13 protein-coding genes are annotated in these 16129 nt (G+C 53.3%); 5 read left to right on the forward strand and 8 right to left on the reverse strand.

All coding sequences use genetic code 11. The features are described from left to right. Nucleotides 1-36: 36 nt before the first annotated feature. From RUA4292_RS16050 to RUA4292_RS16070, 5 genes are all read right to left on the reverse strand, one after another. Entirely contained in the window at nucleotides 37-648 is a 612-nt protein-coding gene (locus RUA4292_RS16050; RefSeq protein ID WP_058278513.1) for a serine O-acetyltransferase, read from the reverse strand. Between the two features lies 1 nt (nucleotide 649). Then, nucleotides 650-1627 carry a phosphoribosyltransferase gene (locus tag RUA4292_RS16055; RefSeq protein WP_058278514.1) on the reverse strand — a complete coding sequence of 326 codons (978 nt, stop codon included), beginning with the start codon at nucleotides 1625-1627 and terminating at the stop codon, nucleotides 650-652. 4 nt (nucleotides 1628-1631) lie between these two features. Then, a complete protein-coding gene (locus RUA4292_RS16060) occupies nucleotides 1632-2591 on the reverse strand; it encodes a glycosyltransferase family 4 protein (protein ID WP_158507046.1) in 960 nt (319 codons plus the stop codon). A gap of 417 nt (nucleotides 2592-3008) precedes the next feature. Then, on the reverse strand, nucleotides 3009-3581 hold the full coding sequence (locus RUA4292_RS16065; RefSeq protein WP_058278516.1) for a VPLPA-CTERM sorting domain-containing protein: 573 nt from the start codon (nucleotides 3579-3581) through the stop codon (nucleotides 3009-3011). A gap of 363 nt (nucleotides 3582-3944) precedes the next feature. Beyond that, a complete protein-coding gene (locus tag RUA4292_RS16070) occupies nucleotides 3945-4958 on the reverse strand; it encodes a replication initiator protein A (RefSeq protein WP_058278517.1) in 1014 nt (337 codons plus the stop codon). A gap of 432 nt (nucleotides 4959-5390) precedes the next feature. Here RUA4292_RS16070 and RUA4292_RS16075 point away from each other — a divergent pair, with 432 nt between their 5' ends. From RUA4292_RS16075 to RUA4292_RS16085, 3 genes are all read left to right on the forward strand, one after another. Further along, complete coding sequence (locus RUA4292_RS16075; protein WP_058278518.1) at nucleotides 5391-6797, forward strand: AAA family ATPase; 1407 nt, start codon at nucleotides 5391-5393, stop codon at nucleotides 6795-6797. A gap of 132 nt (nucleotides 6798-6929) precedes the next feature. Continuing rightward, nucleotides 6930-7946: a ParB/RepB/Spo0J family partition protein gene (locus RUA4292_RS16080; protein WP_058278519.1), complete on the forward strand. Its 1017-nt coding sequence runs from the start codon at nucleotides 6930-6932 to the stop codon at nucleotides 7944-7946. Nucleotides 7947-8021: 75 nt separating this feature from the next. After that, the gene (locus RUA4292_RS16085) at nucleotides 8022-8993 is read left to right on the forward strand and encodes a glycosyltransferase family 2 protein (protein WP_058278520.1); all 972 of its coding nucleotides are present in this window, start codon (nucleotides 8022-8024) and stop codon (nucleotides 8991-8993) included. Between the two features lie 21 nt (nucleotides 8994-9014). Here the strand turns inward: RUA4292_RS16085 and RUA4292_RS16090 are convergent, their stop codons facing one another. The 3 genes from RUA4292_RS16090 to RUA4292_RS16100 all read right to left on the reverse strand — a co-directional run bounded on the left by RUA4292_RS16090 (nucleotide 9015) and on the right by RUA4292_RS16100 (nucleotide 12902). Next, a complete protein-coding gene (locus RUA4292_RS16090; RefSeq protein WP_058278521.1) occupies nucleotides 9015-9596 on the reverse strand; it encodes a polysaccharide biosynthesis/export family protein in 582 nt (193 codons plus the stop codon). A gap of 112 nt (nucleotides 9597-9708) precedes the next feature. After that, nucleotides 9709-12159: a tetratricopeptide repeat protein gene (locus RUA4292_RS16095; protein WP_058278522.1), complete on the reverse strand. Its 2451-nt coding sequence runs from the start codon at nucleotides 12157-12159 to the stop codon at nucleotides 9709-9711. Between the two features lie 50 nt (nucleotides 12160-12209). Next, the gene (locus RUA4292_RS16100) at nucleotides 12210-12902 is read right to left on the reverse strand and encodes a sugar transferase (RefSeq protein ID WP_058278523.1); all 693 of its coding nucleotides are present in this window, start codon (nucleotides 12900-12902) and stop codon (nucleotides 12210-12212) included. Nucleotides 12903-13770: 868 nt separating this feature from the next. Between RUA4292_RS16100 and RUA4292_RS16105 the strand changes: the two genes are divergently transcribed. Then, nucleotides 13771-14490: a VPLPA-CTERM sorting domain-containing protein gene (locus RUA4292_RS16105; RefSeq protein ID WP_058278524.1), complete on the forward strand. Its 720-nt coding sequence runs from the start codon at nucleotides 13771-13773 to the stop codon at nucleotides 14488-14490. 606 nt (nucleotides 14491-15096) lie between these two features. Next, nucleotides 15097-16089: an ExeA family protein gene (locus RUA4292_RS16110; protein WP_233493469.1), complete on the forward strand. Its 993-nt coding sequence runs from the start codon at nucleotides 15097-15099 to the stop codon at nucleotides 16087-16089. Nucleotides 16090-16129: the final 40 nt, after the last annotated feature.

Here is a 16129-nt window from a genome sequence, read left to right on the forward strand (position 1 = left end):
GCTCCTCGGCTTGTCGTGTTGATGATGCCCCTGCATTCACGTTTTCCGCTCTGATCCCGTCACTCCCTTGGGCCGCGGTATCGTCCGCGGCATCGGCCCGATCACCATGGAATTATCCGGCACATTGTTTATCACGCACACATTAGGACCTATGGCCACGTCATTGCCAATCTTGACCGGGCCGATGATGGTTGCATTCGCTCCTACCTCAACGCGATCGCCCAGAACCGGCGCCAGACTCTTACCGGGTTTCGACTTAGCAACCCGCGCGATCCCGATGCTGACGCCTTGCCGGATCATGCAATCATCGCCGATCACAGTGTCAGGATGCACGATGATTGAATGCTGATGCGCAACTCTCAATCGACGGCCGATTCTCGTCGAGAATGGCAGCTCGATCCCATAGAAATTTCGTACAAAGATGTGAGCAATGCGATAGAGCAGCGTGAAAGGCAAGCGCAAAATTTTAGGCGTAATCCCTTCACGCCAAACCCCGAAGCGATAAACCACCATGGCCTGGAACCCCGGGCGGAAGATACTATTATCGTTAACCCGCTTGTCTTCGCGGATGTACTGGAACAGTTCTTTGAGGCTTCGGATACGCCGCTTCTCTTGGCGCTCTGCCTCACTGAGGCCGACGCGGCCCATCTCAGTTACCCTCACGGGCACTAGAAGCGCCATTGATGCGCCTCACCAGTTTTCCCGGTGCCCGACGCATACGTCGCATGAAATGACGCCCGCGTTGCTGCAACACGTCGATACGCTGTGAAGCCTTGATATGGGTCAGGGCGTTAGTCTTGTAGCTGAGCACCGGCTTACCGGATAACTCAGATATTTGCTCAGCAAGACCTGGGTTGCTCTCTATAAAAAGCTCCTTACCGCTCGCAAGATAGGTCTCCGCCTTGTACTGCGCGTGACGGCGATCGGCCTCACGGTCAGCAAGGGTGGCGTAGTCCATCATGATCAGCTTCTCATAGCGGATATCGTGGAGCGCCATCCAGTCCTCAGTCTCGGCGCGGTATTTTTCCAGACGGCAAGTGACAAGCCATCCCAACTGATGCACAGGTATGAGAAGCGGTTTGGCGTCGCGCAGAAACGCCCTGTATCGGCGCCCGTCGTCATCCTCCGCCTCAGTCGGATCTGCGCACAGAACTCCGTCGATGTCGACGCAGAACGAACTGGTATTAGGTGAATGCATGCACGACCACTGGAACGCCATGGGGCGCGGTATGACCTCAAGCACGATATCGGCCTTCCGCGAGTTCTCGGGGAAGGCATAAACTGTCATGAAAGTGACCCGCTCTGTCAGGCCCGCCGCCGCGACCTTGGCGCGCGCGCGGTCCATCTCGGTCCCCTGCGAGACGCAATCATCTACGACCAAAATGCGCCGGGAAGAGGTAATAGGGTCACGCGATACATCGCTGAGTGGTCGCTTGCCGGTACTGAGAAGCCGCCCCTCTAGAAGCCCCTCTAGATCCGTGACTGGCTTGTTGAGGTAAAGCGAGAACAACATCGCAGCCAAGAGCCCGCTGCGCGGGATACCGACGATCAAGTCGACATCTTCCGGGACCTCACGCAGCCCATGCAGAATGGCACGGTTCATATCTTCGTTGGTTCTAAAATACATTATTTTAATTGTCCGACATAGGCTCCCTTGATGCTGGCAGCGCTAATCTTTCTACAGAGTCTAAGAGCACTTTTTGGAGCCGCAGACTCAATTTTCGGCTGTCAAATTGCTCAACCATGCGCTGACGACCGTTTTTTCCCATCTCCCTCGCTAGTTCGCGGTCGCTATGTAGCTTGTACATCGCGTTTACCATTGCATCAACATTGCCAAGTGGGACGATGAAACCTGTATGGCCATCAACAACCAGATCGACTAAACCACCGCTTTTTGAGACGACTACAGGCAAGCCGCTAGCTCCAGCCTCGGCTACCGCAACCCCAAAGCCCTCCACCCAATCAAACGATTCAAGCGAGTGATGAAGAAGCACATCACACCGCTGCAAAATGGCCATAACCTCTTCCGCTTTTACATAGCCCATAAACTTCGTTTTATCTGCCACCCCCATCGTATTAGCGAGGTCACCAAGCGCTTGCCGTTGTGGCCCATCACCAATAATCAGCAACTCCAAATTGGTGCATCTTTGTGATAGTTTTGCAAAGGCCCGAAGCGAGATTTCAACCCCCTTCTCTTCAACCAAACGAGCAATAACCACGAAACGGGTAATATCTTCTGACCGCGCCTGAACCGGTGTAAATTCATCGGTTGGAACCCCACAGGGCAAAAGGTGGGTTTTGTTGGGATCGGCACCAAGCTCGATCAACTTCTTGCGTTGATGTGACCCTACTACGATGCAAGCGCTGAACCGGTTCAAACAGTTCTTAAGGCTATGCCGGTACCATCTATTTCGTTTGAGACTAAGAGAAACATCTGTTCCATGAAAATGTGAAATGATAGGCACTCCAAGCCGTTCAGCCACAGGCAGCATATAAAGCGCAGTATAGCCAAAATGCGCTAAAATGACTTCCGGAGAGAACGGCTCCAAACACCGTGACACTTCATCAATAGATACCGCGTTGGCCGCCACATAATTCCCGCTCCGCAAGTTCAATGCACGGTTCAACCACCTACCGGGGTCCGATCTAATGATCGGCTTAGCCCGGCCGTTGACCTGCACGCAATCGAATTGTGGTTCTAGATGGTCAGCAAAGAGGCCACGCCGCCAATGCAAAATCCGAAACTCCATCATCGGCATGTATTCCAACTGCCGATATATCCAAGGCTGGCTTGGTGCCCCAAGCTGGGGAATAGCGACCAAAGTTCTTCTTTTTGGATCCATCTTTTACAAATAGGTGCTTTTCTGAGGTCTAGGTTGAAAGGCGTGGCAAAACGTCCGGATGGTACCTGTTGAGCACAATGTGCTGTACGCGAAGCCGCCAAGGTGGTGCAATTACCCCGGTTTGATGATCGGTCGCCGGCTTCTTTATCACATGTATATTAATGTTCAGCCTACTTGCTGCTTACGCCGACGCATGAAGCCAAAACCAGCCAAGCCGCCAATCAATAGAAGACCTGGCGCAGGCAGCGGCACAGGCGCAGGTGTATGCTCAAACTCAAACTTTTTGATGACGAAGTTATCATCCGATTTACAGAAGATATACAATTTACATTTATGCCCGTCCGCAAGAATGGTGAAGGCCGACGCTATCACGTTGCCGAAGTCGTAAGGGTTGCTGGGACTATCATTGGCGACACGCGTATGACCCACATAGACATCCCAATCGTCTGTGGTGTCGACATGTGCAAATGTCACCGAAATCAGGCGCACTGTTTTGTGTAAGGTGAATGTCAGCCATTCATCCCACAAGCCGTCCAGATTGCCGGTGTCGTCATGTGAAGTCCGGACGCCGATACCATGGTGGAACTGCGAGATTCTGGGGTTGTGGGCATAAGAACCCGCGTGAACCGTGCCAGAAACACCATCCACGTTGAATGTGCCTTTGCTACCCAAAATATGAAGGTCGCCACCGCTCATGAGATTGACCGTTGTGGCATGCGCGCCCGTGGCGATCATCATTATGAAAGAGGCTATTGCTAAAATTCTATTCATCGGCACCCTAAAAACTTGTTAATCTGTGTAATTTTTTTCTTAATCTGTGTAATTTTTTTCTTAATCTGTGTAATTTTCTTCACCAACCTTATCAGATACTGCTTTGCCGTGCTAACAATAATTTGTGACCCGCCACAAAAAAGCCTCATTTCAGAGGGGCTTACCTACAAGATTAAAGATTCATTAAGATACTGTGCCCGCTCAATTTGAGCGTATCGTAAACAATTTCAATGAGAGCGCGTTATTGTGCATTCTCTAAAAGGAAAATCAGAATATCCGATTCTCAATCAGAGGAATGCAAGTATTGCGGAAAGCCCACCTGCCCGCTATCTAAACCACCCGTTTGTTGACCCAGCCTAGAAATGCCTTGTCAGGACTGCGCAGTGGCTTGCGACCCGAGCTGACCCAGACCGCCTGCCATTCGGCCTCAAGCGCGTAGATGTCCCAGCCGGGGGCCTGGATACGGGCGGCCTCCAGCGTCTCGGGTTTTAGGGTCGGACCCTGCCCCGGTTCAACCACAACATCCCGGCGGCTAACACGTATGATATCACCCGGTTCCTCCTCCAGATGATAATCGGGCAAATGGTCAGCAGCGATCATGTCGCGCAGCATCTTGCGGAACACCCGCCGCGGCGACGCCGAACCGGATTTCTTCAGCAGCGTCTCGACCGATACCCGCCAATCCGGCTGACGACCGCAATGCTTGCGGGCCAACTCATAGATGCGCCGCTCCAGTGGTTTGCGCAGACGGAAGTAGTCACGGCTGAGCGTCAGGACCGATTTCGCCAGTACCGCCCGAAACAGCCAATCCGACAGTTTAACCGAAACGCTGACCATCCGCCCTGCCCGCGTGTGGCGCACGATCTCCCAGCTTTCGATCAGGCCAAAGCCTGTAGTCGTCTCGATTCCGCCGGTCACCATGTTGGTGGTGATGCGGGTGCCCGCGAGGCGTTCGAACGCCTCACGCAACCGCTTATAGCCATCGCCCGAGGATTCTCGGTTGGTTGCCACCAACAGGTCATGCGCCTTCAGATGCAATACCCGGCTAACCGCCTTCCCCGCATTGATCGCCGCCATTAACTGGCTGATGCAAAAGATCAGGATGTCCTTGTCATGGATCGTCGCCAGCCCCCGCACTGAAGGCGTGACGGTGATTTCCACCCCGTTATGCTCATAGTTCAGGATGCGTCGATCGGGCCGCGTCGAAAGCGAGAACATAGGATGCTCCATCGATCCCATGTCAGTCTTGGGCAGCGCATCGAAAATGTCGCAGACAAAAAAATCCGCCGTTGGGTGTCGCTCCGGCAGCAGCCCCCCTGCCCCGGCGATCGCATCTCTACTCATAAAAAGTTACTCAGAACTGAAACGTTCCAGCACATGTTTCTGCCCCTGACCTGCCCGAATCTTTTATCGTGGTTTTATTGACGCTCACCCTAGAGTTATCCACAAGCCGGGTAAAGCATCGGATCGTGGGATCAGATTCAGTCCAACGTGGGATTAGAGTCACATCATCGTGGGATCAGATTCACTAGGCACCGATAAAAACTCTCATAGTTGTTGGATTTCAAAGCCTTAAATGACACCACAGAAACCCTTAACTAATATATAACTATATAATCTAACTAAAAAAATTTGAGACCAAGTCTGGAAGCGCCAGGTACATCAATCGCAGCCTTTTGTTTTTCCTAGAAAATTAAAGTGGGGTGTTCAAAGTTCTTTCGCATGCTGCGTTTTGTGCTACACTGAGAAAAACGCAGCACATCGAGCAGAGCCAGCATGGTCACATCATCGAAAGACAGGCTTCCACCTTACTTCAATATTGATCCGGATACAGCGCATTCCGAACTGGGTGAGCCGTCCACAACAGCCGGTTTTGCGGCGATCGCCAGCGCTTGTGCGCTTGGCCGCGAAGACCTCTCCAGCCGCGGCCTGGAGGATGGCGAAGCACGACAACTGCGCCTGTTTTCAACCTGGGAAATTACGCGCTATCTGATCCCGGTTGCCGCCCCCCACTTCCGGCGGGTGCTACGCGCCAATCCGGACTTGCCGCAAGGCCGCTCTGAAACCGAAGGCGGCGCCAAATGGTTTACGCTGGATGAGGTGCTGCGGCTGAGAACGCATTTTGCCTCGGAAGGATCGAAGGCGAAAGAATACCGCCCCTATCGCCCCGAGGGGGTACCTGCCAAGCTGATCTCAGTCGCAAATTTCAAAGGCGGCGTGGGCAAGACGTCGACCTGTGCGCATCTGGCTATGTCGGCAGCGCTGGATGGCTACAAGGTACTGGTAATCGACTTGGACAGCCAAGGCTCGATGACATCGATCTTTGGTGGCAAGGTCACGGATGAATGGCAGACAGTGTTTCCCCTTCTGGCTCGTCACTATGCCGGATATCTGCGCCGGGAAAACCAAGGCCGGTTGGACCGCGGAGAAGCCCCCCACCCCATCGACGATACGCTGATGGAGGCATTGGATTCCCGAGCCGATGGTCTGATCCAGAAAACCCACTGGCCCAATATCAACCTGATCGGAGCACAGTTGAACCTGTATTGGGCAGAATTCCAGATTCCGGTCTGGCGGATGCAGGCCCGCGGCTGGAAGCTGTGGGACGCTTTGACCGAGACACTGGAGGCGGATGGCGTCCTTGATGACTACGACTTGATCTTCATCGACACTCCACCCGCGCTTGGGTATCTTACAATCAATGGCCTGTCGGCGGCGGATATTCTACTGGTGCCCATGGGGGCCTCATTTCTGGAATTTGATTCCACGGGCCGTTTCTTCGACATGCTGCATTCCACCTTTCAGTCGATCGAAGAAGGGGAAAACATGGCCGCGCGCGCATTGGGACGCGACGAGATGGCGTTTGAATGGGATGCCGTGCGCACGGTCATCACCCGCTATGATGGCACTCAGCAGGCCGAGCTGGCGGGGCTAATGCAATCTTATCTGGGCAGCGCGCTGTCGCCGCATCGACAGGAATTCACGGCATTGATCGGTCAGGCGGGTGAGCAGGTGAATGGCATCTATGAAGCCGACTACCGGAATTTCAACCGCGAAACCTATGCCAGGGGGCGCGAGACCTTTGACGAAACCTATGCGGCCTTCAAACGGCTGGTTGTGGGCGTCTGGCGGCGCGAGGAACTGGCCCTGCAGGCTGAACAGCAACCAGAACCGGTGTCATGAGGCCCTGCCCGTGTGATGTTTCGCACGCGAAACATGCCTATCTTCCGTCTGGGTCGCCTGGGAGACTACACACATTGGTAACCGAACGGCGTGCAACAGAGACTATGACAGCCGGACAAGGAGATACCTGAGATGGCAAAACGCAAACGGCTAACCCCCGCCCGTACCGATTTCCTGCCTGCTGGCACCTCGGGCGCTGCGCCCGAGACAAAGTCCATGTTTCCGGTTGTTCAATCCGCACCACCTATTGCGCAGGTCGCTGGCGATACGGCTTTGCAGGCAGCGATAGATGATCTGAGCACAGAAATTAGCACCGCCCGTGCCGAGGGTCGGTTGGTGCAACAGTTGCCACTGAGCGCGATTGAGGAAACCCATCTGGTCCGTGACCGCATCCTGGTGGACGGGGGTGAAATGGCGACCCTAGTTGAAAGCCTGCGCGCACGTGGCCAGCAGACACCGATTGAGGTGGTGCAACTGGCCGAGGGGCGGTTTGGCCTGATTTCCGGTTGGCGCCGCCTGACCGCGCTGAAGGGCCTTCGTGCGGAAACAGGAGAAGAGCGCTTTGCCACGATACAAGCGCTACTCAGACGGCCCGAGAGCGCCTCAGATGCCTATCTGGCGATGGTCGAGGAAAACGAGATCCGCGTCGGTCTGTCTTATTATGAACGCGCCCGGATTGCGGCCCGCGCGGCCGAGCAGGGGGTCTATCCGGATGAAGGTTCAGCGCTGCGGGGGTTGTTCGCATCGGTCAGCCGGGCGAAACGATCTAAGATCGGCTCGTTCATTGTCATCTATCACGCATTGGACGACCATTTGCGTTTTGCCGCAGCGATCCCGGAACGGCTTGGGCTGAGCCTGTCGAAAGCGGTGAAAGAAAATCCGGCTTTGGGGGGGCGCATCGCCAGGGAACTGGATAAGACACAACCGGATACGGCTGAGGCTGAAGCGGCATTGCTGAACCGTCTGGCGCAGGCAGGGGATGGTACAAAAAAGGCTCTAAACAAGGGATCTGATGTGTCAACCAGTTCAGGTGAAACGATTGGATCGGTCACCCTGACCCGCTCTTCCAATGGTAAATCCCTGACTCTGACCGGGATGACCGACGATCTGCACACACGGCTGAAAGCGTGGCTGGCCGATCAGCTCTGAAGTGTTTCGCGCGCGAAACATCACGGTTCTAGTGCTTGTGTTGAATCATCGGGCTGGTCATAACTCTGAGAGTGTATGATCCGTTTAAGTATTAATTTGTGGAAGAGTTTCGTGTCAGCATTTGAGCCCAAAGTTACCATTATCGTTGTCAGCTATAACACTCGTGAGATGACGCTGGAATGTCTGCGCTCGGTTCAGGCTGAAACTCATGTTCCGTATGAACTGATCGTGGTGGACAACACCTCGACCGACGGATCCGCCGAAGCAATTGCCCACGAGTTTCGCAATATCACCCTTTTGGCTGAAGAGGATAATCATGGTTTTGCAAAAGCCAACAACATCGCGGCGGAACGGGCGAATGGGGAGTACATTCTGCTGCTCAATCCGGACACCGTTGTGCTGGACGGGGCCATAGACAAGCTGGTCACCTTTGCCGAGGCCCGACCTGATGCCGGGGTCTGGGGAGGGCGCACGCTGTATGGTGACCGCAGTTTGAATCCTACGTCCTGCTGGCGTCGAATGAGCCTTTGGAACATTTTTTGCCGCACCTTTGGGCTGACCGGAATTTTCCCGAACAGTCCGGTTTTTCATTCTGAGGCCTATGGTGGGTGGGATCGTAGCACCGAACGCTTGGTAGATATCGTGACAGGCTGTTTCCTCTTGATTAAACGTGAGGATTGGAAGGCCCTTGGTGGCTTTGATCTGACCTTTTTCATGTATGGAGAGGAGGCCGATTTATGCTTGCGCGCGGCCCAAACCCTTGGAGCATCGCCGCGTATGACTCCAGATGCCGTGATTATTCATTATGGCGGTGCATCCGAGAAGGTTCGCAGTGACAAGATGGTACGTCTCCTGCGGGCCAAAAGCGAACTGATCAGCCGCCACATCCCCGGCTGGCAAAGGCCGCTGGCAAAAGCGTTGTTTGCGTTCTGGCCTCTGAACCGGCGGCTGGCCTACTCCGTACTCCGTCCGGACGAAGACAACGCGCAGGTATGGTCTGAGATATGGAAACGCCGCCAAGAATGGCGGCGCGGATTTTCGGACTAGCTAGTTTATTTCGGCGCGGCCTTACTCAAACAGCTTGCGCTGCGGCACAACTATAACGTCACCCGGGGTCAGCACCGTACTGCTGGGAATGCCACCGTCATTTGTACGGTAATTGTATAGGAAAACCTGATTACCTCGCCGCAGCTGGATGCGCTTGTCTGCCGCGAAACGGGTTAGCCCCCCAGCCTGTGCGATGGCATGAAGGATGGTTGTACCCGGTGTAGCCTCCAGCTTTCCAGGGTTAGTGATTTCGCCAGTGACATAAATCGCCTGCGTGGTTGGCACACTGGCCACAGCTGGTGCTGGTAGGGCGATCGCGCCGACCGAGACGAACACAGTCGGAGGAGCAGCAAAATTGGATGCCAGCGCATTCGTCAGATCAGTTTTAACCTGATCGACGGTACGTCCGCCGGCCGAAATACCGCCCGCAAGCGGAAAGTTAATCGATCCGTCAGGCAATACCAGCGTGTTACGGTTGAGGCTGGTATCTTCCAACACTTCGATATTGAGCGTATCGCCCGATTTGATCCTGTAATTGCTTTGCGCCTGCGCTGAGACCGCAAAGAACATTATGGTAAATAATCCGAACAGAACCCTGAACATAACTGGTCCTCACAAATGCTTATGTTGAGCGAGCAGATTAGCGCGTATTCATGCAGTCCGTAAACCCGGTAGAGTCATAGTTGTTAATTGTGACCAGAATGCCCCTTGAAATTCAATTATCTTTGCTGGTTGTCGAAACTGTTTCCGATTTTGCTGTCAATCCTTTGACCGCAGCCGTCACGATTTCCAACAATGGGGCAGGGGGCTTCAGTCCGATGACCGTCTGGAACGCTTCCAATGCTTCAGTATTTCGATTCAACGCAGCATATGTAGCACCCAGATGGTATTGCACCATTGGATCGTTGGGTAAGCCCTGTGCCGCTGGTTCCAGGTGGATCAACGCATCGTCGAAATCGCCCCGGCGATAGGCGATCCAGCCATAGGTGTCCTGAAAAGCAGGTATGTTTGTGCCACGCAGACGGCGCGCGATGGTAAATGCGCGCTCCAAACTTTCAACATCGTCTCGGTATGTTGCTAGAAGGCTGGCCAGGTTATTGGCAAAAAGTGGTATATGGCTGTTTTCGGCGTAGAGTACTTCGTAAATTCCAATAGCACCTTCAATGTCGCCGCGTTGTTCCAGTGATCCGGCTTGGACCCACCGCAGATTGAGGTTGCCGGGCAGGGTGTCTAGACCTTCAGCTAGGATTTGAGCGGCTGCATCCAGGTCGCCCTGAAGGGTTTTCAAACGGTAGAGCGCAAGCCAGACCTGCTCGGTTTCGGGCAGGTCCTCCAAAAGCGCCCGATAGGCGATTTCAGCCTCTTTTGGTTGATTTTGAATGGCCAGGATCGATCCCCTTACAAACCGCAGGGCCGGATCGTCTGGGGCCTCTTGCAAGGCGCTGTCAATCCGGGTCAGGGCCGTGTCTATATCACCTCGACCGATATAGGACCGGATCAGGCCAATCTCGGCCGCCTGACCGAAGGTCTGATCCTGCGACAGGGTCTCCAGAAAGGATAGCAGCGCCTCTTCGTTGCCCTGTCCCGCCAGCATCCGCGCCGTGAGGTTGTTCGTGATACCGGCTGTGTCTTCGCCAAAATCGTCCAGCCGGGTGATGACACCCTGGGTCCGGCCCCAGTCTTGCAGGTCTACGTACAGTGTCCCGAGGGTCGCCAGCAGCTCGATATTGTCCGGTCGCGCCCGCAACGCATCGATCAGTACGGATTCTGCGTTCAGACCCTGTTCGTTGCTGGCCAGAAAAGCCGCGTACCGTAGGGATTCCTCAGGGGCACCGCCGGAAGCTTCGACTGCCAGTGACAGCATCTCGGCCATCAGGTCACGGTTGCCGTCGCGCTCGTGCGCGCTGGCCAAAAGCGTCATCAGCTCGGCATCGCGCGGGCTTTCCCCAAGGGCGGCGCGCAGCAATGCGATGGCCTCACCGGTACGGTCCTCCTGTATCAACCAGCGGGCCTTGAGCTTTGCGGCCCCTACGTGGCGCGCATCCGAGGTTATGACCTCTTCGACCAGTGCTTTTGCCTGTTCGGTGCGGTCATTGGCGTTCAGCATGCGGGCCAATGTGGTTTTGATGTTGTTGGTCTCTGCCGAAGGCTCGGCGTTAGCAAGGATATCCTGCAATTCGGTGATGGCGGCCTCGGCATTTCCATTTTCATAAGTGAAAATGGCCCGTAGTGACCGGTAGGCGGTGTCATGGGGGCCAGTGGTCGTCAAGGTGGCCTCCAACTCGGCCAGAGCGACCTCTGTGCTGCGGTAGTCACTGAGGAACCGTATAAGCCGGATGCGGTCGTCTGGGCTCTCTGCTTCGGGGTCGACTGCGGATCGCAGATAAGCTTCGGCGGCATCGAAATTCTCGTTCGTCAGATACCAGTCCAACAACAGCGAAACGACGTTCGATTCGTTGGGAAACTGCTTGGTCATCTGCAGCATCTGTGCTTCGATGCCGGCCATGTCTCCAATCTCGTTCAGCACCGCCAGTCGCATTGTATAGAGGGGGGTGAAGTCTGGAGATGTTTGTAACGCCGCATCCAGCGCGTCCAGCGCCGCAGGCCAGTCCTGATCCAGGATCAGTTTGTCAATCACGACCTGATGCGCGCTGATCAGATCCGGGTTCTCGGCCAAAAGCGACCGCGCGGTTTCAAAGGCGGTAGTTTGCGCGGCACTATCCCTATCACTTGTAGCATCGCGATAGTTCAGCGCCGCCAGCATAGATTGGGTCCGCGGGTCTTCTGGAGCGATTTCAGCAGCGGCGCGCCCATGACGTTCAACCTCTTCCCAATCGCCGCTTTCTAACGCCATCTCTGCCAAGGCTTGTCGACCTTCCAGATTGTCAGGGTATTGCTCGACCAACCGCAGATACTGACCATATGCTTCGGGGATCGCACCAAGTTCACGCTGCATCCGGGCAAAAGTCAGACGGGCTTCTTTATGTGTGCCATTCAGCTTGAAAACATTGCGAAACTCGATTGTAGCTCGTTCGAAATCGCCGTTTTCCAGATGCTCAAGTGCGGTTTGAAAGTGTTTCTCAGCCCGGTCTTTTGCCGTATCGCAGGCCGCCAGAAGACCGAGCCCTAGGATGAGGGCAAGCCTCAGTAAGCTGTTTCGCAGCATGTTATTGATCTTCCAGCCCTAGATGCAGGAACCCTGTGTGTAGGTTCGTGTCAGTAACCCGAACAGCGTAAAACAACGCCCACAGTTCTTACAAGAATCGACAGGTCAGTTTTGAGTGTCAGGCTGTCATAATAGTTTTTGTCGAACCGGGCTCGCGCCGCGAAGGTTGTCTCATTGCGGTCCGAGACCTGCCATGAACCCGTAATGCCTGGGCGCATGGAATAATAGGTCTTGCCGGGATACAGGGGTTTTTGGTCTTCCATCATTGGGCGTGGCCCGACGATGGACATGTCTCCTCGGAGGACATTCCACAGTTGGGGTAACTCGTCGAGGGATGATCTGCGCAGAAATTTCCCAATCGGTGTGATGCGGGGGTCATCCTTCAGTTTCTGCGTGCTGTTCCATTCGGCCCTGGCGTCGGTATCAGCGGCAAGATGGGCCTCCAATTTCTCTTTCGCATTAGGCACCATTGTGCGGATTTTCAGCATTTCGAAGATTGCGCCGTCTTTGCCAATCCGGCGCTGCCAGAAAAATGGTGTCCCACCGGTTGTTACGATGATAAGCGCAAAGATGGCCACCAAAGGCACTGCAATCGGCGTCATCAGGATAACCAGGGCAATGTCAATTAGACGCTTGAAGCGATCACGATAGGGTCTTGAGGGCTGTGTGACGATGCTGTGGTGACTAAATTGATCGGCGGACTCCGTTTCGGCCGCGGTGAATTCTTTTACATGAGATGTCATAAACAAAATAACCCCAAACACTTACAACAGTCTGCTCTGACCTCGTTGTCACTCTTTAAATAGCGCCGACAAACTGGCGCATAACAAAAATGGGCGATAGTTCTTTGTAATTTCCCCCATGCAAGGCTTAACAGTTTTAAGTTTGGTTTTGCACATAAAATAGATGATTGAGGCTAGGAATTTTCTAAGTGATTATATTTCAAAGACTTTCAGGTTGAGCAAAGTTTAGGCAGTGCTCCGTGCCATACGTGAGCAATCACAGATGATCTCATTTTGGGCTTATTGTTCGGGGATGGTCAACACTCCATTCATCATGCTGAACATTTGTGAGAAAGGTTGGAAGGCCAGTAAACAGAGGTGCCATACACTGATAGACGGTTGACTTTGGACATGTATCTGTAGGTTTTCGACGATGCTGGCGCATGTGTGTGCTTGCTTCGTTATCCTCTGTTCCTGATGATTTTTTCGTCCTGAGTTGTTAAGATCTAAAGCATATTTGAATAGGGGTCTTGCTCTAATGAAGATTGAAAAAACCGTTTTACCGGGCCTTTTAATCCTGACGCCGAAGCGCTGTGGCGATGCACGGGGTTCTTTAGTGAGAGCTGGAATCGACGGAGGTTAAATGAGCACACTGAAACGATTGTTTCCCGTCAGAGGTGTGGTCGTGTGAATTGTGAAAAAGTGTCGGAATGCGAAACAGTGAAGCCCGCCGGGGGATTTTGTACAACATATTGTGGTAAAAGGTGGCAATATGAACAAGTTCCTTGCCATCTTATTGACGTAATTAATAGTACTGGACGATGTGAGATGGAAAGCGTGTTTTAGGTTCCGTTCAATCTCGCTTAACGAGTAGATCGTGTGAGGTGTTATGAAAGTCTTTTTCCGGAAAATTGCTGTTGCGGCAGCGGTTGTTGTTGTGACAGCTGCCATTCCGGCAACTGCGGCGACAGTTGATCTAAATGGTTCCGCCGCTGGACGCTATAAAAGGGTCAAGGTGACCGCGCCTAGTATTAGATATGACAAGGTCCGCGTAAATGCCGGTGCCTATGACATGACAGACGTAACTCCTGCGCCGGACAACGTGCTCGGTGATTTTGTTGCATTCTGTCTGGATTTGGCGGCGTGGATCGGTCGCGGGACCGGCTATGAGTACAAGGTCACCGATACACCGTTTTCAAACAGTGTTGATCTGATTTCCAACGGTGGGGTGCAGCGCATTCAAGCGATTTTTGATGCAAATTACAGCAACGCGGTCGCAACAGAAAGTAAGCTAACCTCAGCGGCCTTTCAGGTGGCTTTGTGGAATGCGGTTTATGATGACGACTGGAGCGCAACGAGTGGCTCGGGTTTCAGTGCTAAGAGTCGATCATCCGGCGTTATTGATCAGGCCAACGCTTATCTAGCCGCAGCTCAGAACTATACCGGTGACAAGAAATGGCGTCTGAGCTTTCTGGAAAGCACTGCGCAGCCATATCGTTACCAGAACCTGGTTGCCGTGGCGCCGGTGCCGCTGCCGGCTGCCGGATTTATGCTGCTGGGTGCATTGGCTGGTTTTGGCCTATTGCGCCGACGCAGATCGATCGCCTGACTTCAATAATCTTTAAGAATTGTCAAGGGGCTGCCATAGAGTGGCCTCTTTTCTATGTAATAGTTATCCCTAATGGGAGCGCGGAGTGCTGGAAAACTGTAGCTGCAGAAGTAGATTTCCGGCACATTTATTCTACCTATAGGGGTGTCGCGCTATCTTCGTAGCTTGGAGTGTTCCGATGGGAATTCTTGTGTTGGCAGTAGTGACAGGTTTTATAGGTGCTGCCATAGCGCTTATCTCGGGCTATGGGGTATTCACGGTGATAGGCGTGTATTGTCTGATTGGACTGGCCAGCATTCTTCTGATTTCATTGCCAGCAATATGGCTATGCTCGCTGCGTAAGAGATGGAGCCAGAACACCTATGGAGAGTTAAACTCCGAAGTATAAATCCAGAAATAAAAATGAAGTAGTTTTGGTGTGCTTATTGGTTTGTTGCTGCAAGATGAACGAGGATGTGTTTTGCTGCAAATTGTTTCGGATCGATTTGGTTCATCTCCTTAAAATTGCCCAAAATTGATGCGATACTTGAGTTAACAGGGGTCTGATCGTGATAAAAAGAGTTCGACGGTTGTATTAATAGCCCCGCCGGGCCATGTCAGTGTGGAGTGTACGCGGTTCTGGTCAGGCTTGCCCCGATCATATCGCAAAGGTTTGTTGTAGATGATTTTACAAGTTTTTTGGTCACGATGACGACGGGTGATCTCTATATCGAACATTTTGGTCTCAGGGAGCGGCCTTTTACATTGTTGCCGGACCCCAGTTTTTTGTATTGGTCCACACAACACAAACGTGCTTATTCGATCCTTGAATTTGGCGTTATATCTAAAGCTCCGATTACATTGATCACTGGTGAGATTGGAGCGGGCAAGACGACGCTGCTGCAAAAACTTATTAGCCAGATTGATGACGATGTCACGATCGGTTTGGTCTCCAACGCTCAGGGTGGGCGTGGAGAGCTGTTACAATGGGCGCTCAACGCGCTGGACGTGCCAGCCACTCCAAGGGCACCCTATGTACAATTATACCAGACATTGGCAAGTTTTCTGATTTCCGAATATGCCGAGGGGCGACGTGTTGTCCTGATCTTCGATGAAGCGCAGAACCTGTCACGAGAGGGTTTGGAAGAGATACGAATGCTGACCAATATCAACTCTAACAAGGACGAATTGATTCAATTAATTCTGGTTGGTCAACCCGAATTGCGGGACGTTTTGCTGCAGCCAAAGTTGCGCCAGATGGCGCAGCGGGTTGCGGCCAGTTTTCATCTCCCTCGCATGGATGCGGAAACGGTTTCTGGCTATATCGAACATCGTGTGAAGGTTGCAGGCGGTACAGGAGAGGAATTTTCGGCCGAGGCCTGTGATCTTATTCATGCAGCGACCGAAGGTGTGCCACGTTTGGTGAACCAGATCTGCGAGTTTGCAATGCTCTATGCATGGAGCGAGGAGCTTCATTTGATCACCCCGCAGATTGTGAGGAGCGTGCTGGACGACGGGGTCTGTTTTGGTGCCATTTCTGTATCGGACCCGGAAGAGGTGGGCCAGGTGCTGAAGCTTGGAGACCATCAAAAAGTGCCGCCGGAGGAAAAAGCAGGATGAGCGATACTAGGATGCAGATGAACGGAAAACGGGAAAACTG

This window comes from Ruegeria atlantica (assembly GCF_001458195.1).
Lineage (GTDB): Bacteria > Pseudomonadota > Alphaproteobacteria > Rhodobacterales > Rhodobacteraceae > Ruegeria > Ruegeria atlantica.